Origin of the sequence: Protofrankia sp. BMG5.30 (genome assembly GCF_001983005.1) — a bacterium.
Taxonomy (GTDB): domain Bacteria; phylum Actinomycetota; class Actinomycetes; order Frankiales; family Frankiaceae; genus Protofrankia; species Protofrankia coriariae.
The window spans coordinates 113,378-129,780 of sequence record NZ_MOME01000016.1 but is presented as its reverse complement, the minus strand read 5'-3'; the positions used below and the strand labels follow the sequence as shown (position 1 = coordinate 129,780).

General features: G+C 69.6%; 29 protein-coding genes and 1 tRNA gene. 4 read left to right on the top strand and 26 right to left on the bottom strand.

Annotated features, from left to right (window positions below; translation table 11 throughout):
* Positions 1 to 21: 21 nt before the first annotated feature.
* The 21 genes from BL254_RS10670 to BL254_RS10575 form a co-directional block, all read right to left on the bottom strand.
* Entirely contained in the window at positions 22 to 393 is a 372-nt protein-coding gene (locus BL254_RS10670; RefSeq protein WP_047222926.1) for a hypothetical protein, read from the bottom strand.
* The gene (locus BL254_RS10665; RefSeq protein WP_047222925.1) at positions 386 to 664 is read right to left on the bottom strand and encodes a hypothetical protein; all 279 of its coding nucleotides are present in this window, start codon (positions 662 to 664) and stop codon (positions 386 to 388) included. Before BL254_RS10665 ends, BL254_RS10670 begins: the two co-directional genes overlap by 8 nt.
* Positions 664 to 969, bottom strand: coding sequence for an acetyltransferase (locus tag BL254_RS10660; protein WP_076843215.1), 306 nt, complete (start codon positions 967 to 969; stop codon positions 664 to 666). The genes BL254_RS10665 and BL254_RS10660 overlap by 1 nt, the downstream gene beginning before the upstream one ends.
* The gene (locus tag BL254_RS10655; RefSeq protein ID WP_047222923.1) at positions 959 to 1,447 is read right to left on the bottom strand and encodes a hypothetical protein; all 489 of its coding nucleotides are present in this window, start codon (positions 1,445 to 1,447) and stop codon (positions 959 to 961) included. Before BL254_RS10655 ends, BL254_RS10660 begins: the two co-directional genes overlap by 11 nt.
* Positions 1,444 to 1,731: a hypothetical protein gene (locus BL254_RS10650; RefSeq protein WP_139342267.1), complete on the bottom strand. Its 288-nt coding sequence runs from the start codon at positions 1,729 to 1,731 to the stop codon at positions 1,444 to 1,446. Before BL254_RS10650 ends, BL254_RS10655 begins: the two co-directional genes overlap by 4 nt.
* Positions 1,728 to 2,120 carry a hypothetical protein gene (locus BL254_RS10645; RefSeq protein ID WP_076843214.1) on the bottom strand — a complete coding sequence of 131 codons (393 nt, stop codon included), beginning with the start codon at positions 2,118 to 2,120 and terminating at the stop codon, positions 1,728 to 1,730. Before BL254_RS10645 ends, BL254_RS10650 begins: the two co-directional genes overlap by 4 nt.
* Positions 2,113 to 2,289, bottom strand: a complete 177-nt coding sequence (locus BL254_RS26980; RefSeq protein ID WP_175648343.1) for a hypothetical protein — start codon at positions 2,287 to 2,289, stop codon at positions 2,113 to 2,115. Before BL254_RS26980 ends, BL254_RS10645 begins: the two co-directional genes overlap by 8 nt.
* A complete protein-coding gene (locus BL254_RS10640) occupies positions 2,289 to 2,837 on the bottom strand; it encodes a hypothetical protein (protein ID WP_076843213.1) in 549 nt (182 codons plus the stop codon). The genes BL254_RS26980 and BL254_RS10640 overlap by 1 nt, the downstream gene beginning before the upstream one ends.
* The gene (locus tag BL254_RS10635; protein WP_076843212.1) at positions 2,834 to 3,619 is read right to left on the bottom strand and encodes a hypothetical protein; all 786 of its coding nucleotides are present in this window, start codon (positions 3,617 to 3,619) and stop codon (positions 2,834 to 2,836) included. The genes BL254_RS10640 and BL254_RS10635 overlap by 4 nt, the downstream gene beginning before the upstream one ends.
* Before the next feature lie 353 nt (positions 3,620 to 3,972).
* Positions 3,973 to 5,172, bottom strand: coding sequence for a hypothetical protein (locus BL254_RS10630; protein ID WP_076843211.1), 1,200 nt, complete (start codon positions 5,170 to 5,172; stop codon positions 3,973 to 3,975).
* The gene (locus BL254_RS10625; protein WP_083730969.1) at positions 5,172 to 5,588 is read right to left on the bottom strand and encodes an HNH endonuclease; all 417 of its coding nucleotides are present in this window, start codon (positions 5,586 to 5,588) and stop codon (positions 5,172 to 5,174) included. Before BL254_RS10625 ends, BL254_RS10630 begins: the two co-directional genes overlap by 1 nt.
* The gene (locus BL254_RS26975) at positions 5,585 to 5,758 is read right to left on the bottom strand and encodes a hypothetical protein (protein ID WP_157180458.1); all 174 of its coding nucleotides are present in this window, start codon (positions 5,756 to 5,758) and stop codon (positions 5,585 to 5,587) included. The genes BL254_RS10625 and BL254_RS26975 overlap by 4 nt, the downstream gene beginning before the upstream one ends.
* A 26-nt stretch (positions 5,759 to 5,784) precedes the next feature.
* Positions 5,785 to 6,102 (bottom strand): hypothetical protein, encoded by a 318-nt coding sequence (locus BL254_RS10615; RefSeq protein WP_076843210.1) that lies wholly within the window; start codon positions 6,100 to 6,102, stop codon positions 5,785 to 5,787.
* Positions 6,103 to 6,162: 60 nt separating this feature from the next.
* A complete protein-coding gene (locus BL254_RS26970; RefSeq protein ID WP_047222915.1) occupies positions 6,163 to 6,507 on the bottom strand; it encodes a hypothetical protein in 345 nt (114 codons plus the stop codon).
* Positions 6,508 to 6,513: 6 nt separating this feature from the next.
* On the bottom strand, positions 6,514 to 6,813 hold the full coding sequence (locus BL254_RS26965; RefSeq protein WP_076843209.1) for a hypothetical protein: 300 nt from the start codon (positions 6,811 to 6,813) through the stop codon (positions 6,514 to 6,516).
* A complete protein-coding gene (locus BL254_RS10600) occupies positions 6,810 to 7,286 on the bottom strand; it encodes a hypothetical protein (protein WP_047222913.1) in 477 nt (158 codons plus the stop codon). The genes BL254_RS26965 and BL254_RS10600 overlap by 4 nt, the downstream gene beginning before the upstream one ends.
* Positions 7,283 to 7,525, bottom strand: a complete 243-nt coding sequence (locus tag BL254_RS10595; RefSeq protein ID WP_047222912.1) for a hypothetical protein — start codon at positions 7,523 to 7,525, stop codon at positions 7,283 to 7,285. The genes BL254_RS10600 and BL254_RS10595 overlap by 4 nt, the downstream gene beginning before the upstream one ends.
* Complete coding sequence (locus tag BL254_RS10590; protein ID WP_052914561.1) at positions 7,522 to 8,007, bottom strand: transcriptional regulator; 486 nt, start codon at positions 8,005 to 8,007, stop codon at positions 7,522 to 7,524. Before BL254_RS10590 ends, BL254_RS10595 begins: the two co-directional genes overlap by 4 nt.
* Positions 8,004 to 8,357 (bottom strand): hypothetical protein, encoded by a 354-nt coding sequence (locus tag BL254_RS10585; RefSeq protein WP_139342264.1) that lies wholly within the window; start codon positions 8,355 to 8,357, stop codon positions 8,004 to 8,006. Before BL254_RS10585 ends, BL254_RS10590 begins: the two co-directional genes overlap by 4 nt.
* A gap of 64 nt (positions 8,358 to 8,421) precedes the next feature.
* A complete protein-coding gene (locus tag BL254_RS10580) occupies positions 8,422 to 8,817 on the bottom strand; it encodes a hypothetical protein (protein ID WP_076843208.1) in 396 nt (131 codons plus the stop codon).
* Positions 8,814 to 9,065 carry a helix-turn-helix domain-containing protein gene (locus BL254_RS10575; RefSeq protein ID WP_162233201.1) on the bottom strand — a complete coding sequence of 84 codons (252 nt, stop codon included), beginning with the start codon at positions 9,063 to 9,065 and terminating at the stop codon, positions 8,814 to 8,816. The genes BL254_RS10580 and BL254_RS10575 overlap by 4 nt, the downstream gene beginning before the upstream one ends.
* Positions 9,066 to 9,204: 139 nt before the next feature.
* Between BL254_RS10575 and BL254_RS10570 the strand changes: the two genes are divergently transcribed.
* The 3 genes from BL254_RS10570 (at position 9,205) to BL254_RS10555 (ending at position 11,912) form a co-directional block, all read left to right on the top strand.
* Positions 9,205 to 9,639 carry a helix-turn-helix transcriptional regulator gene (locus tag BL254_RS10570; protein WP_076843207.1) on the top strand — a complete coding sequence of 145 codons (435 nt, stop codon included), beginning with the start codon at positions 9,205 to 9,207 and terminating at the stop codon, positions 9,637 to 9,639.
* A 390-nt stretch (positions 9,640 to 10,029) separates the two neighbouring features.
* A complete protein-coding gene (locus BL254_RS10560; RefSeq protein ID WP_083730967.1) occupies positions 10,030 to 11,340 on the top strand; it encodes a helix-turn-helix transcriptional regulator in 1,311 nt (436 codons plus the stop codon).
* Positions 11,337 to 11,912: a GNAT family N-acetyltransferase gene (locus BL254_RS10555; protein ID WP_047222908.1), complete on the top strand. Its 576-nt coding sequence runs from the start codon at positions 11,337 to 11,339 to the stop codon at positions 11,910 to 11,912. Before BL254_RS10560 ends, BL254_RS10555 begins: the two co-directional genes overlap by 4 nt.
* Positions 11,913 to 12,532: 620 nt before the next feature.
* Here BL254_RS10555 and BL254_RS10545 read toward each other — a convergent pair.
* From BL254_RS10545 to BL254_RS10525, 5 genes are all read right to left on the bottom strand, one after another.
* The gene (locus tag BL254_RS10545) at positions 12,533 to 12,946 is read right to left on the bottom strand and encodes a hypothetical protein (RefSeq protein ID WP_047222907.1); all 414 of its coding nucleotides are present in this window, start codon (positions 12,944 to 12,946) and stop codon (positions 12,533 to 12,535) included.
* A gap of 168 nt (positions 12,947 to 13,114) precedes the next feature.
* Entirely contained in the window at positions 13,115 to 13,414 is a 300-nt protein-coding gene (locus BL254_RS10540; RefSeq protein WP_076843205.1) for a hypothetical protein, read from the bottom strand.
* The gene (locus BL254_RS10535; protein WP_047222905.1) at positions 13,407 to 13,964 is read right to left on the bottom strand and encodes a Panacea domain-containing protein; all 558 of its coding nucleotides are present in this window, start codon (positions 13,962 to 13,964) and stop codon (positions 13,407 to 13,409) included. Before BL254_RS10535 ends, BL254_RS10540 begins: the two co-directional genes overlap by 8 nt.
* A 76-nt stretch (positions 13,965 to 14,040) precedes the next feature.
* Complete coding sequence (locus BL254_RS10530; protein WP_076843204.1) at positions 14,041 to 15,162, bottom strand: tyrosine-type recombinase/integrase; 1,122 nt, start codon at positions 15,160 to 15,162, stop codon at positions 14,041 to 14,043.
* A gap of 68 nt (positions 15,163 to 15,230) precedes the next feature.
* A tRNA-Arg gene (locus tag BL254_RS10525) sits at positions 15,231 to 15,306 on the bottom strand.
* Between the two features lie 325 nt (positions 15,307 to 15,631).
* On the opposite strand from BL254_RS10525, the gene ssb reads away from it, so the two are divergent.
* Positions 15,632 to 16,258, top strand: a complete 627-nt coding sequence (ssb, locus tag BL254_RS10520) for a single-stranded DNA-binding protein (protein WP_052914558.1) — start codon at positions 15,632 to 15,634, stop codon at positions 16,256 to 16,258.
* Positions 16,259 to 16,403 lie beyond the last annotated feature (145 nt).

Sequence of the window (16,403 nt, the reverse complement as noted above, 5' to 3'; positions counted from 1 at the left end):
GAGGTCAGCCAGCGGACGAGGTCACCAATCAGGGACGTCACGGTGGTCCTGGCCGCCGTCGTCCTCGTCCTGGATCACTGCGGCCCGGGCGAGTTCGGCGTGCAGTTCGCCGGCGGTGGAGATGCGGCTGGTGGTTGTGTCCCGCCACCACAGGTAGGCGTGGACGTGCCAGGGCAGAGCCCTGTGGAGAGCCTCCAGTCGCTCGCTGTCGCTCTTGGCGATCAGCCTGAGGAGGGTGTGGGTCCAGTTGTGCGAGTCGCTGCTGCCCCCGAGGGCCAGGGCGAGGTCGCCGAGGCCGTCGAGGTGGTATCCGTCGTCAACCGCGGAGGGCCTCGCCCAGGCGGGCCGGCTGACGGGGGTCCGGCCTGTGCCCTGTGTGGAGTGCTCAGTCATCGGTTTCCTCTTGGCCGATGGGGCTGGCCGCCAGGGCGCGGACGGCGCCTCGTAGTAGCCGCCAGGTGGTTTCCGCGATGACGTAGGTGCCATCCTCGAGTCGGATTGCCAGCCCGACGGTGGCTCGGCCGCTGGTCGTGCCGTGACGCAGGAGGCCGATACGGTCCAGGGTGCCGATCTTGGAGTTGGCCACGGTGATGTCGGTCCAGGGGGCGGCCTCGATGTCCGGCTGGATCCGGATATTGGGCATTCCGGGGCGGTGGGCGCTCATCAGAACGTGGTCTCCTCGTCATCGATGTCTGTGCTGGCTGCCGGGAGTTCCCAGGGGTGGACGGGTTCGGGCTGCCAGCGGGTGGYAGCCGCGCGGGCGAGTTCCTCGGTGGTGGGGGTGAGCGCGTAGATCGCTTTCGGGCTGATGAGCTGAGTGATCCAGCTATCCCCATCCGGGATGTCCAGGCGCAGGAAGCCCTGACCCGCGATCTCCTGCTCGCGAACCCGTCCGGCTCGGCGTATGTGGCCGAACAGTTCGAGGATCGCCCATTCATTGAACGTCTCGGCGTTCTGGTCAGTGGTCATGATTGCCTTCACATTCGGTCTTGTTGTGCATGGCTGCGTCCGCGAGGTTGGCGAGGAAGCGGCGAATGAGGGTGAGGTGATGCTCCACCGGTTCGCTTTCCATGCGGTCGGCTAGCTCGAATCCTGTGTCGGTGAGCTGGCCGAGGTGGGCAAAAATCCCTGCTGATGTGTGGAGTAGGTGGATTTCCCCGGTGGCCATCTGGTGGCGTGTCGGGCTTGGGGGTGGCGCCGAGGCCGGGGCCGCCAGTGCGGTTGCGCGGAGGTCCTCGGCGATGCCGTGGAGGCTGTCCTCGACATCTATTCCACTGTTCAGGGCCACGGCGCTCAAGCTACCTACGAGGAGGACTTTCATAGCCCTGACGATGCTGTCGGCGTCGTTAAGGTCAATGATCAGCGGTCCGGTAATCATTGGGTCGATGAGGTCCGCGATCATAAGCATGACCCGTGGGTTCTCCGGCGGACTGAGCTCGGCGATCATGATTTCCCCTGAGTAGAGGTAGGGAGCTTTCGTCCGAGTGCGATGTCTATTCGCTCCTGCACGCGGCTGGTCAGCCGCTCGCGTTCGCTGGAGAACCATTGGGGGTGGCCCACGGCGCCGATGTCCTTTCGGGCCTGCTCCAGCGCCTGCTGGAGCGCGGCCACTTTGTCCATGGCCACTCGGGCCTGCGTCTCGCCGAGGGTGTGTGCCGTCATCGGGCTGGCTACCGCTCTGCCGGTGAGTACGGCCCAGGCGCCGGGGAGCCGTCGTGTGCGATCAGTCATCGGCTCRTCCTGGCCTCGCGGGCTGGAACGAGTTGCTCTTCGGTGCAGCCGCACGGCATCCGCAGCGTCAGCATCGTGTCCTCGGTGAAGCCTTGGAGGGGATGCCAGCCGCGGCCGTCGCATGAGGGGCAGCCCGGTTCTTCGTTGGTGTCGTCGTCGGGGTAGTCGTCCTGGTCCTGCTCGGCGTGGCGGGCGGTGTCGCACCCCTGGTGGTCGGCGCTGCCGCATCCGGTGCAGTCGTCACACAGGACGTCGACCATCAGGACGGCCCGCTCGGTCGTCCACTCGTAGCGCAGGTCGGTGACGCCCTTGCCTTTGCACGAGGGGCAGGGCGGGCCGGTAAAGGTCGGGGCGGGGAGCTCAAGCGCGAGCCGTGGGAGGTTATTCATCCGAATGATCTTTCGTCGTGTTGAGTCGGGCGTCGAGGTAGACCCGGACGAGCCGGGAACTGCCACGGTCTGGGTAGGGCCCGGACTGGGCGACGACGTCCAGGGCGCGGGCGATGACGGCTGCGGCGACGGTGCATTCGTCGGCTGTGCCGTGCAGGCGGATCTTCATTACGCTGCTTTCGCGATGGCGGCGGCGTTCCGTATGGCGGTGATCATGTTTCCGCGTGGTATTTGTTCGCGGTCGGGGTCGCCGTAGRACTGCTGCTGGATGTCGTCGGGGCGGTTTCGGTATTTCGTTGTGACCCACAGTCGTTGGTGGATGTCTGCGGTGAATACTGAGACGATCTCCATGCGTTCGGGATGGAGGTGTAGTCGGCGGGCTCGGTGTTCCCGTTTGAGCTGGGCTACCTGGGCCTGGTCGGCTGTGGGGTCGACCGTTACTCCCCACATTTCGATCATGACCATGTAGAGGTATGCCTGTTTTCCGCCGGCTGCTTCCTCACTGGCGATCCGGGCGAGGTGTGCCGGGTAGGTGGTGGGCGGCACATCATTCGTGATCAGTGCTGCTGTCAGCGGTGCGAGCTGCCCTGTGCCCGCATTCCAGGCCATGGAGAACACCCAGTGGGGTCCGTCCCAGTCGGTGTGGTAGTCGGCGAGGATCTGGCGGGTTGCCTGTGAGACAACCTCGCGGGTGGGGATGGAGATCCGGATGGTCATGCTGCTATTGCCTCTCGGGGCTGGCTGTGTGTGCGGACGCGGACGGCGAGGATCTGGGCTGCGGTGGTGCTCAGGGCGTGGCCCTGGTCGCGGAGGGCGGCGCCGAGGGTGCGCCGGTTGACGGTCTCTCCGGCCGAGGTGATGGCCGCGGCCGCGGCGAGGGCGGGGGCCAGGAGCCRCTCGGCGGCCTGCTCGGGCGTCTCCCTCGGGCCGCCGGCCGGGCGGGGTGCGCTGCGCGGTCGCGGCGCCGGTGGCTGGCTGGCTGGGGTGGGCGTGGTGAGCTGCTCGGCGCCCGCGGCTGACGCCGGCACGGCCGCGGGCGCTTCCCGTTCGATGCGTTTTTCCGCCGCTACGGCCGTGCCCTCGGTGGGTGCTCCGTATCGCCGTACGAGGGCGTACAGGTGGACGATGACGGCGCCGGAGAGGGGTGGGACGGCGGTGACGGCGGCGGCGACGGCGCGGGGGACGACGAGCTGACCGCCGAGGGGCGCCCAGGCGTGCAACGCGTTGCCCAGGACGCTCAGGCCGACGAACGTGATGGTGACGGCGAGGGGTACTGCGCGGATGTGTCCGGGGGCGCCCTGGAGTCGTAGGGCGGCTCGGTAGGCCGCGGCGGCGAGCAGGTCTATGGATAGCGGGTAGGCGAGGGCGAGGGTGCGGTTCAGTCCGCTGGCCCTGGCGAGCTGGACGAGGACGTCCCAGCTCAGGGCGAAGCAGACGAGCAGCACCAGGCCGGCGAGGAGCTCGAAGGGGATGTCTCGGCTGTCGGAGGTGTGGTGCACGATGACCGTGGAGCTTGGTTGAGATGGGATCCGCCTGGGCTCCTGCCGGCCCCCGGAGCTGCACCCGGGGGCCGGTGCCGTTATGGGGCCTGTGCCCTGACGGGGCTGCGTTTGCCTCGGCGTAGTCGGCGTCGTAGCCAGGGTCGGCAGGTCAGGCAGGGTCTGGCTCGGCCCTCGTTGTCCTCGCCGAGCCAGCCGGTGCAGTCGGCCGGGTGGGGTGGTGTCGGTGGTGGTGCGGTGAGTGCGTCCTCGCGGTCCTCGCTGGCCACGTAGGGGGCTGCGTACATCGGCGGTCACCTCCTGTACTGGAGTGTGATCGCTACCTACGACATGATCCATCCGATTTCTCCCGTTCATGCGGTCGCGGCCGCGGAGTCCAGGTCCGTGGGTAGCGCGGAGGGCGGGCCGGGCGGGCTCGCTGGCGCGGGTGGGGGTGGCGCGATGTCCAGCCAGAGCGGCAGGCCGCGCTGCTGCCATGCCGGCTCCGGCGGTCGCCGGCGCAGTTTGGGGTGGGGCAGGAGGCGGATGCCCTTCTCGGCGGCCACGCGCCGCAGCGTCGCCCGCGCGTGTTCGGGCCCGGTGGCGTCGGCGGGCAGGTTGCGGCGGCGAGGCTGGTCAGCCGCCTCAGAGGTCGCCTGCCGCCCGTTTGCAGCGGGGGCAGTGTGTGACGGTTTCTCGGCCGAGGTCGGCGATGCCGCCGATGAGGGTGCTCCAGCCGCAGTCGGTGCGGTCCCAGCGGTTGGGCCGGGTCTGCTGGGACTGCACGGGTCGTGCTCCTGATGATCGTTGGGTGGTGCACCCACCCCATTCCCATCACCACCACGAAGTGGTGATGGGAATGGGTATGGGCATGGGGTCTGGATCGGTTCCGGACATGATTCGGATCGGTTCTGGATCGGACCTGGATCGGACCCAGATGGTTTCTGGATAGGTTCTGGATCGGACCGGGATCGCATCTGGATGACGGCGGCGGCATGGGGTCGGYCGCCGCGGGGTCCTGCGGGTGGCTGTCCGCCACGGGCTGGACCGAGGGTCATGCCCGCGGCCTCGGCCGGGCGGCCGAGATGCCGCCGCTGGCAGCCGCGGCAGGCCACGACCATGTTGTCCGGGCCGGCCGGCTGGTCCGGGTCCACGATGTCGAGGACTCCGCCGCGGACGGTGCGCCGGTCACCCCAGGACACGGCCCTGCCGCAGTCCCGGTAGCGGCACCAGTTGCCGTCGCGGGCCTTCACCACGGCGCGCAGCTCCGGGTCGACCGCCAGGGCCTTTTTCACGGCCCGGTCCGCGAGGATCTCGACTCGGGAGGGGTTGTGGTCCAGGTAGTCGTGGATGGACCAGCCGCCCTCGACGTCGTCGAGGAGGCGGACCGCGACGAGGCGGTCGATGAGGTCCTGGGAGCCGTAGCGCAGCGCGGCCGCGGCCGGGACGGCCCCGTCGGTCAGGTAGCGGGCCGCGTAGGAGCCGAGCCGTACCCACAGGCCGAACGCCTCGTTCCCCGCGGCGAGGACCTTCGGGTGGTCGGTGGCGTCGTCGGAGATCCGGAACCAGGGCATCAGGCGCCCTCCGGGATGTAGGTGCCGTCGGCGCCCAGGAGGACCCGGCGGCCGTCCGGGAGGGTGATGGCGACCCGGRCCGGGTCCGCGCCGCGACGGACCAGCAGACCTACGTCATAGGCGGAGTCCGGATTGCGATGGACCAGACCATGGCAGCCCGTGGCGTTGTCTCGGCCGCAGAGCACCAGGAGGTTGATCGGGCTGTGCGCGACCTGGTCGCGGGTGCCGCCCATCCCGCGCGGGCGGCGGTGGTGCACGCTGTACGGCCGGCCGAGCAGGTACCAGCCGCAGGACTCGCACCGGTGCCCGGCCCGGGCCAGGACCAGGGCCCGGACATCGTCCGGGACACCGGAGACAGCCCGGGCTGGCTCGGCCTGCTGGGCCTGCTGGGAAAGCCAGTGCGGCCGGGCCCTCATCGGACCGCTCCCGCCGTGCTCTCCTCGGCTGGCTGGTCCAGGCCCGCCGGGCCGGCGGCCTGATCCCGGATCTCCCGGGCCACGACCAGGCCGAGCAGGACCAGGCCGCCGAGCAGGACCAGCGCGGCCGCCAGGGCGCCGGCGGCGATGCACCAGGACGTGAGCGTCACGAGCGTGTCCGCTCCGCTGGAGCAGGTCATAGCCCGTCGCCCCGGATCAGGTCCGCGTCGAACGGCAGACCGCGGGCGCCGATCCGCTCCTGGCGGGCCAGGTCCATCAGCTCCCGCAGCGAGGCCRCCGAGACGGAGCGGCAGGCCAGCTCGATGGCGTGAATGCCGATGACGGGGACCTGGTAGTCGAGCGCGATGTCCCGAACGATCCGGATCGTTCCGAGCTCGACCACGGCCAGGACGGGATCTCCTGGCCTGGTCACGAACGTGTTGATGTTGCCCAGCAGTCCGTTGGACTGCTCATCCGGGGGCAGACTCGTGGAGAGCCTGATCGGTGCGGCCATGGTGCGCCCTCTCGGGATCTATGTGTGAGCCCGGCCCTCGTCAGGGCCGGGCGGATCTCTTCATCGGCGGCGGTGCTGCTCCGCGGACGGGCAGTCCTGCCAGTGAGGCCGCCACCGCAGCCGGCCGGTGGCCTGCCGCGATGGCGGGTTGATGTAGGCCACCGGGACGGCGCCGTCGCGGATCACCACGACCGGCCCGGCCGGGTCGGGGGTGTCCGCGAGCGGCATCCACCGCGGCGGGTCGGCCTGCGTCAGCGCCCACCGGATCGGGGCGCGACAGGACGTACAGGTACGGGGATGGGCCGATGCCCGCTGCCGCCACTCCTCCTCGCGGCGACGACGACGGGCCCGGCGGGCATCCGCGTCCATCTGCTCGAGGCCGGGTAGCGGCAGCGGGTCACACATCGGGGGCTATCCCTGCTCCACCTGGCACTCGCACGGGCCAGGGGCACAGGCCTCGTGCGGCACACCCCGCACGCCCTGCACACCCCGCACGCCCTGCACGCCCTGCACGCCCTGCACGCCCTGCACGCCCTGCACGCCGCGAGGCAGCGGGCCGCAGTAGGACACCGACGCCCACATCGCCTCCCGGCCACACGGGCACGGCGCCGGGTAGAGGACATAGGACAGCAGCGTGGAGCCGGCCGGCGCACCGACCAGTTCCAGCGCCACCAGCGCCCCGAACCGGCGGGGCAGGAGCGGCAGGGTCATGCCGGCACGCCCGCTACCGCGGCGACCAGCCGCCGGCCCTGCTCGGTCARCTCCCACCCGTCAGGTGAGCGGGTCAGGCTGCCCGCGAGGACCTGGCGCCGACACCAGAGCGCCATCGTCCGGACCGGGCAACCGACCCGGCCAGCCAGCCCCGGGCCGGGAAACCGGTCCGGGGCGCCGGTGGTGTCCAGGTCGGCCAGCGCCGACCAGACCTCGGCGTCCACCAGGGGGCGGGTGTAGAGGTGGGCCGCATACGCGGCCCCGTCGTCCGTCAGGATCCAGCGGGCCGGGCGGCCCTTGGGAGAGAGCAGGCCGGTGGACGCGGCCACCGCCAGCAGGAGGGTCAGCTCCAGCCTGTCGATCCGCCGGCGGGCCGGCCCGTCCAGGCGGACGATCAGGTCATCCGTGGTGATGCCCGTCGTCCCTCCGCTGGCGAGAGCGGTCCACACCGCCCGCGGCGAGAGCGCGCTCATGACGCCGCTCCACTGCGCAGCCGGTACGCCAGGCCCATGTCGGTGCGGACCTGGTCCAGGACCCCGGCCGTGACCAGGGCCCGCAGCCATCCACCGGCCTGATACCGGGAGGTCTGCAACCGGTCCGTGATCAGACCGGCGGAAAAGCCGCGCTCGCCGGCGGCGCGGGCCCGGGCGTCAGCCCAGGTCAGCGCGGCGCGCAGCTGGCGTGCGGGGATCTCCTCCAGGGGTCGCGTCATGCCTGTACCTCCGGGGTGCGCAGGACGCGCCACGTCTGCATGGCGGCCCACAGATGCTGGGCATCGGTCTCGTAGATCACGGTCAGGGGGCGGATGTCAGTCCTGCGCAGGGTCAGGACCTGGCCCCAGTCGTCGCGCATCCGGCGGATCGCCAGCGCGTAGGCACGCAGCGGCGCCGCGATCGGCGGCGCCGACGTCAGCGCCTCCATGTCGAGCGTCAGCGGGCGGCCGGGCGTCGGCTCGACCTGTAGCGCGCTGGCGGCGCCGATCAGGGTGGGGACGGTGGTCCTGTAGGCCTGGGCCAGCGCGACGACGCGGTCGAGCGGGATCGTGCGGGTCCCGATCTCCCAGGACGCAACGGTTTTCTGCGACACGTAGAGCCGGCGGGCCACGGCGCCGCGGGAGATCTCCAGCGCTTCACGGACCTGCCGCAGCCGGGCGCCGAGCATGCGGTCGAACTCCTGTTCGCTCAGGGCGGTCACGAGCCGCCCCGCTGGAACGGGAGGAACCAGGGCGACAGCGCCGCCGAGTCCACCATCACCGCGATGTCCGGCCGTCGCGGCGCTGGCGGGATGAGCTTGTCGAGCTGCTCGTCGGCGTCCCGGACCAGCCGGAGCAGACCGGCGAGGTCTGCCGGAGTGACCGCCAGGGCCGAGACGAGGTCCTGCCAGATCAGCGGGCGCATACCCGCGGGCGCCTCGGGCGCCAGGTCCCGGGCCAGCGCCAGCTGCATGGCGGGCGCCAGCGCGGTCCGGGTCGCCAGGTAGAGCAGGGCCAGGCGGCGCTGCTCGGGAGGCTGGAGAGCGCGATGTGGCGGATGGTGTATCGTCATGATCACTTCCAGTCGGGGGAGTGTTCGGCCCGCTCGCCCGCCCCCATCCGGGCGAGCGGGCCCGTTACTCGGCGACGTCGTCAGCGACACCGAGATCACGGGACGCGAGGAACTCCGTCCACGACGCCGGTATCGACCCCGCGCCCGACGGGCCCATCGACACCGGCGCCGACGTCGGCGGGGGCTCCTCAGCCCGCTCCTGTCTCGCCTCCCGCGCCCGCCGGACGCGGGCGAGAGACACCCGCGCCATCTGCTCCGACAGCGCCGCCTTGGCCTTCGCCGCCCGAACGTCATCCGGGAGGACTCCGTCCGGGTCGACCTGCCGCTCGAACCGGGCCAGGAACGCGGCCCGGGCCGGAGCCGTCATCGCCGCCGGCGACTCGGCCTGGCGGACCCGGGCGTTCCCACCGATCCGCGCGACCAGGTGGCGGGTTGTCTCATCGGGGAGCCGGCGGGTCATGATCCCGTACCGGCCATATCCAGCTCCGGCGCGTCGAACAGCTCGCCGAACGGCACGTCGAGGGCGGCCGCGATCCGGAGGCGGACCTCGTCGGACGACCCCATCAGGCCCCGCTCGATGCGGGACATGGTGGCCTGATCAATCAGGGCAGCCTGAGCCAGCGCGCGCTGGCTCAGGCGCCGCCGGGCCCGGGCTATACGGATGCGATCCCCCCAGCATGTCCGGAGAGCGCGCACGTCAGTTGCCATGCGCATAAGTGAAGACTCAAGAGCTATGCGCGTCAAGCATAGAAGATGCGTTTAGAACATTATTCTCGTGTGTCGTGCATTAGTTGTGCATGTCGCGCATGCCATGATGATTGATGCGTGTCGTGCAACACTGAGGGTCGTGACGCGAACCGACGAGCGCCGGGAGCGCCTGGCCAGGCAGCAGCAGGCCGGGGAATGGCTACGACAAGCGCGAGAGGCCGCCGGCTACAGCGGCACGCGGTTCGCCGCAGCACTGGGAGTACATCAAGCCCAGGTGAGCAAGTACGAGACCGGCATATCGAAGCCTGATGATGATCGGGCTCGGGAGATCGCTCGCCTCCTCGGCCTCGACGAGATCGATGTCCGGCGCAAGCTCGGCCTATGGATTCCCGAGAGCCTGGAGCCGCGTCCGATGACCCCGGAGGAGGCAATTCGGATTGATCAAACGTTACGGYCGGCATATCGAGGCCTGCTGCTGGCCGTATTGTCAGCCGTCAGGAGCCARCAGCAGGATGCCAGTGTGAGCGAGGGTGCTACGCGGTCATCTGATCGCCTCCAGAAGCCCTGGGAGTGACCTCTCGGCCGGTCAGGATGTAGATCGCGGCGGCGGCCCCGTCTGCGTATCCCGTGGCGTACCCGCGATCCCACGGAGGCTGCCGGGCGTCAGTGGCCCAGTGGTAAGCAGCCAAGATCTTTTCATCCAGGCCACCCAGCGCGGGGTCCGCGTGCTGGTGTGGCTCCCCCTGTGTTGTCATATGACTGCGCAACGGCGTATGCACGTGCAGCGGAACGCCACTCCGATTGTCCGCAAGGGGCGGACAAGGCGTCACGTTCCGGATAGGGTCTTGTGCGCTCACGGGGCTATCGGACCCCATCCGTAGCCGGATGGGTAGTAGGTGATCTCTCGTCACCTACATCGAGGTCACATGTGAGTCCGGGAACTCACACACACCGGGGAGCCGGGATGGATCCTCTCGCCGCGCTGGGCGCGGACGTGCGCCGACGGCGCCTTCGCGCTGGCCTCACCCAAGATCAGCTTGCTGCGCGGGTCGGGTTCCCCAGGGGGCGTGCCATCGTCAGCAGGTGCGAGCAGGGCAAGGAGCCGCCCTCGGAGCGATTCGCCCGGGGGATCGATGCCGTCCTTGGGGCAAACGGTGAGATCACACGCCTGCTCCGGCTCGTCGAGGCCGAGAGGTTACGGCAGGCCGCCAACGCGCTTACCGCAGGCGATGCAGTGGACTCCCCTGTCGGGTCACGGGCACTCTCGGGGGAGGGACCTGTCGAGGAGGCAATCACGAACCGCCGGGAGTTCGGCGAGCTCGCGGCCCTGTCCGCGCTCGCATTCGAGACCGCCCGTCGTATCGACGCGTCCAGCGCGGCGCCCACGCTCGGCGAGCTCGAGGACGACGTCGCGGACATTGCCGTCAGTTACGATGCGACCCCGCATCCGGTGCTCATTGCCCAGGTTGGCCAGCGATGGCAGCAGATCGAGGGGATGCTCGACCATCGGCTGAGCGTGACCGATGGGCGGCGGACGACCCGTCTTGGCGGCCAGCTCGCCTACTACCTCGGCCGGCTCGCGTTCGCCGGTGGGCACTATCGCGATGCGCGGCGATTCTGCGATCTTGCCGACCGATACGCGGGCCAGATCGACGACGACGTGCTGGTCGGCTCGCTCGCTGCCCTGCGCTCCAGCATCGCCTACTACACCCATCGCTGGGATGAGGCTGCCGTGGCCGCGGGGCGCGCCCTGCAGGCTGCTCCTCCGTACCTCGCTGCCCGCCTGRCCGCCTACGAGGCCCGCGGTCATGCCCGGCTCGGACGGGTGCGGGAAACGGAGAACGCGCTGGCCGCCATGCGACGACATGCCGGCGCGGTGACCATGCCGCGGCCTGGTTCGTCTCCGTTCACCGCAGGCAGCATGGCGATGTTCAGCGCGGTGTGCGCGCTCGAACTCGGCGATGGCGCCAGCACGCGACGCTGGGCCCAGGATGCCATCGACCTCATCGATCCTCGGTCGCACGAGGAGCGCAGCCACGCCTACCTGTGCCTGGCGACGGGCTTCCTGCTCCAGGACCAGCCCGACCCCTCGGCCGCGGTTGCCGCCAGCTACGCCGCARCATCGGTTCCTGAAGGGCACCTGTCCGCCACGATCGTGTCCGCGATGGCTGAGGTTGCCAGAGATCTACGGCCATGGGCTTCAGATCCCGATGTCCGGTCCTTCGATGCCCTGGTACACCAATCTCGTCTCGCCCTACCCAGGGGCCCGGCATGACCCTCGAGTTCGGCCCGCCTGATGTCGTCACCATCCCGTCGATCATCACATCGCGCTTGGTGCTGCGCGGGTGGCGGCAGGCGGACATCGAGCCCTACCTCGCGATGGCCGTACACCCGGACATGTCCCTCTACACCAGCTCACCGTCGTCGGCGGGCTCGGTATGGGGCATGACCGCGTTCCAGATCGGCCACTGGGCGCTGAACGGGTTCGGAATGTGGATCATCGAAGACCGAGTAACGGGCGAGTTCCTCGGCCGGGCCGGCCTGTATGAGGAGCACGGCTGGCCGGATATCGAAGTGGCCTGGACCGTGCGGCGCGATCAGTGGGGGCGGGGTATCGCGACCGAGGGCGCCCGGGCCGCGCTCGAGTTCGCCTTCGTGGAGGCGGGCCGGGATCGGGTGATCAGCATCATCCACCCGAAGAATGCCGCATCGATCAGGGTCGCCGAGAAACTCGGCCTCACCCTGGCCGAGGGGCCGGTGGACCGCGGCGGTGAGCCGCGGAACATCTACGCGATCAGTCGCGAGGAGTGGAAAGTGGCGAACCGCCCGCAGGCTGCGGAAAGCTGACGCCTGACGGAGCTCGCCGGCCGGTCGAGCGCTTAGTCAGGACAGGCTGTACGGCCCGGACGGCCCGGAGTCGGGCGGTTCCGGTTCCGGATCTGRCTGGGGCGCCCACACCATCCGGCAGCGCGGGCAGTTGTCCCGGCCGGGACGAGGCCCCTTGAGGGGGTCGCCCCCCGCTCGGGAGCGACGACTGYGGCGGCCGCGGTGGTCCGGACAGCGGAGGTCGATGAACGTGACCATGATCTCACTCATTTGCGACCCTTGATCGGTAGTCGTCCTGTGCCCTTGCACGAGAGGCAGTCCACTTTCACGGTCTCGTTGAACGTCCCGTCCTCATCGGCGCCCCCGACGTCGCGGAGAACTTTCCCTGTACCGCCGCACGCCCCGCAGTCCTTCCAGGTGGGGTTGCCGCGGTTGGTGTCCTGTTTCTGCCRCTGGCCCTTGTCCATGCGGTCACGGTCTTCGCCTCCGTCGTCGTCCCGGCGCCGGAATCCCACATCCACTCCCCAGTGTCATATGGTAGCGATAGCGCTACTTGGCGTCTTGTTGCATGCGGACGAGGCCCCCGCCACGGCCGCGGTGGCGGGGGCCTCGTGTTGGACGGGCCCGTCGGCCCGCCCCGTCTACAGGGTGGTGATCGTGCCGGCGTACCGGCCGGCCTGGACAGCCCCATGGAACGCCGCCCACTGCGCCCAGGTGAGCGGGAGCTCGCCGGCGCCGGCGCGCAGGAACACCCCTCCCTCGCGCACCACCAGCTCGACGCCGGCTGAGTCCCGGCGCCGCCAGGTGGGAGGAGGTCCCGGGTACGCCATCGCCTCGTCTGCCCGGTGGGCCGAGAAGTGCACGGGCACGACGAGGCACTCGCCGCCGGGCTGCTGCTCGCGGGCCCAGGCGTCGGCGTCCGCCGCCGACCCGAACGCGATCATGACCGAGTCCGGGCGGCCCTCGGCGTCCTGGCGCAGGACACCGTAAAGCGGCTCGGCCCCCGTACCGGCGAGCAGCCGCGGGAACTCGCGCCTGGTGCCCGTCTCCGTCATCCCATCCCCCATCCGCGGTAGGTCAGTGGGATCTATGGGACCGCGCCGACGGATGTACCACAAGGATGTGACCTCTCGTCACCTACACGGAGGTCACATGTGAGCCCGTGGACTCACATCGGGGCGCACGCGGTATGACGGTGCGGCCTGGAAGGGCGGCCGGGCCTGCTACAGCGGGCGGGTCAGCGTGGTGAACGTGTCGCAGACGACCCGATGCGCCTGTTCCTCGATCCAGTAGGAGCAGCAGACCACGGCCCACTCCCCGTGCTCGGAGCCTGGTATGGGGCCGAACCACAGGTTCGCGAAACCGGGCTCTCGCCGTACACCCTGATAGGGATCATCTATACGGGTGAAGATCCAGGCGGTCACGAGACGGCGCAGATCATCGGACGGGGACTCCGTCTCGATCCACAGGTCGAGCCGTTCGACGAAGTTGACCAGTACCCAGGGTTCGGGGGCGTCAGGCACTCTGCTCCAGCCGCGCGCGCAGCTCGTTGAGGTCGTCGGGATGCTCCGGGCCCTGGCGGCGGTCGGCCGCGTCGCTGAGCCAGTGGGCGACGGCGGCGGAGTCGAGCAGCGGCTCGTCCTCGGTGCCGTCCGGAGCCCCGGCCGTTGCGAAGTACTCCCGCATCGACTCCAGGGTGATCGAAACTGAGGCGCCCGGGCGACGCTTCAGGTCGGCTGCATGCCACGGCAGTTCGCCGTGACTGAGCACTTCGAGGTCGCGGCCCGTCAGCGCCCCATAGCGGCTCAGGACGTAGCCGATCGTGTTCAGCTCCGCCTCGCCGAGCTCGGCGCGGCCGGGCGGCCGGGGCTGGCCGTCCTTCTCCTCCCGCCAGAGCTGGCCGACGACCGGGCCCATGTCCCACGCGGAGATCGTCTCGTTGAACAGCGGCCTGTCGAAAGTGGCCAGGTGATGTCCCTGGCAGTAGTAGAGCAGCTTGTGCAGCTTCTTCGTCCCCAGGCCAGGGAGTCGGGCGCGCAGGATGGATGCCACGTCGCGCGCCGAGACCGTCATGGCGTTGATGGTACGACCAGAGYGGAGTGGGAGCCCGGTATTCATGCCGGCAATCTTATCGAACATGAGTTCGATATCAACGGGATGTCGGTGACCCGGCCGGGCGGGCAGGTCCGGTACGCCGCCGTCGAGGAACGGGGGTCGAGAGACGCTCGCCCAGGGCGAGCCGTTCATGCTCCTGCTGGGCGCGGCGAGCCCGGCCGGCGGCCCCGTAGCGCCGGACCATCTGCGTTCCGGCCCAGCCCATGTGGTCGGCCAGGGTGAGCTCGCCTCCGCCCGCGGTGAGCCAGGCGTCGGCCAGGGTGTGGCGGAACAGGTGTGGTCGGAGTTTGATCCCGGCCTCCTGTCCTCGGCGGCGGACCATCTGGTACACGCCGGAGGGCGTCATGGCGTCGCCGCGGTGGGCGAGCCACAGCGCCGGGATAGCCGACTTTTTGTGCTTGATTCGTAACCGTAGATAGCGGTTGATGGCGAGCATCGTCTCTTTGCCGACGCTGATGTACCGCTGCCGGTTGCCCTTGCCCGTGACCAGCAGCCGGCTACGGGTCATGTCGACGTCGTCGACCGTGAGATCGGCGATCTCGGACAGGCGGCCGCCGGAGTCGGCGAACACGCGGATGATCGCCTCGTCTCGGCGAGATCGGAAGTCCTTCCCACGGCACGCCGCGACCAGCGCTCGCAGCTCGTCCAGGTCCAGGAGCGGCGCGACCGTCTCGCCGACGGCGGGGCGCTCCATCCGCTCCATCGGCGAGGACTCGATCTCATCTTCATCGATCAACCAGGAGAAGAACTGCTGGAGGGAACGGAACGTCTGATTGATCGTCGATTTGGAGCGCCCGTTCGGGCAGCGCGCTGTCCGCTCGCTCCCGAACGCGATCAGGAACCGCTCGACGTGGGCGCGGGTGATGTCGGGGGGCTCGGCAGGTCGGTAGAGCGGCACGGCGTCCTCGCCGGCGTCGGCGGCCGCGCGGCGGGCGGCGCGCCGCTCGGTGCCGGTGCGCGGAGTGGTCCAGCCCGCCGGCGGCTCCGGCAGTCCGGCCAGCCAGTTGACCAGCGCGACGCCCGCTTTGCGGTAGGCGGTCCGAGTCTCGTGGGACCGGCCGGCGGTGGCCAGGCTCTGGTCCCAGGCGTCCAACAGGAGCGGCCAGACGGGGTCTACCCCCTCGATGATCGTTACCACGAGGATGAAAATTACCATCTCGCTGACCGCTGAGCTTGACGGATCCCGCTGGTATTACTACGGTCCAGCCCTGGTCAGCCCAGCTATGGTGCGCCCGGCAGGGATCGAACCTGCGACCTGGTGCTTAGAAGGCACTCGCTCTATCCGCTGAGCTACGGGCGCGCACCACCATTGTGCTGTCTCCTGTCGCGATCACGTAGCGCGGTTACTGGTGATAGCGGAACGAGACTCAATGGGTACTTTGCGTATTTGGTCCGATGCTCTTTCGGTGGTCAAAGCTCTCACCTTGCCACGGCGAGGGTGGATCGCGCATCCGTGCGGCTTCGCACCTGTGGATGGATGCGGTTTGTCCACAGGTGGCGGACCGCGGATKCCAAGCCGGCCGCGGAGCTGGAGAGTGTGAGGCGGGACGTAAGGGGCCAATCCGGTCACAACCACCGTCCGCCGTACGGAACCAGGCCGGCTACCCCATGATCCGGGAGGAACCATGATTGAGGCATCGGTCACGCTGCTCGGCAATCTCGTCGACGACCCCGAACTGCGCTGCACGCAGAACGGGAACTTCGTCTGCTCCCTCCGCCTGGCCAGCACGGCGCGCCGGTTCGACCGCACGCAGAACCGCTGGGTGGACGGCGCCAGCGTCTTCATCACCGTCACCTGCTGGCGGCACATGGCAGAGAACGTCAGCGCGTCGTTGCGCAAGGGGGACAGGACGCTCGTGGTCGGGCGGCTACGGCAGAGGTCCTTCGAGACGCATGAGGGAAACCGTCGGGTCGTCTATGAGGTGGACGCCGACGCCGTCGCGGTTGACCTGGCTCGGCAGACCGCGGAGGTCCGGCGGGTGGTCCGCGCGAGCGGGGAGAACGGAAGCGGCCAGGCTGCGGAAGGAGCAGCGCCAGCGAGGGAGTCCGCTGGCACGCGTGACGGAGCGGGTGGGCCCGCTGGCGAGGGTAGAGCCCACCTCGATACCGGCACGGAGTACCGTGACGCGAATCGCACGGACGGGGCTGCGGAGGAGTCGTTCGGCGAGTCGTTGCCCGGTGTAACTATGTCGGCGGCAGAGTTCGCCGACATGTCACCTTCAGTAACGGCTCTCGATCCGGCCGCAGCGTAATGCGGGTGATACGACGGATCCGAATTGTCCGTTGGGGCGCCTCTCTGCTCGCGCGGACGCGGACCCGTACCCGGTCGGTGCGGAAGCTGTCGGTAGCGTCAGTCCGTGACCAGTACGCGGGGGGCCGAGACGCCGATGCCGATCC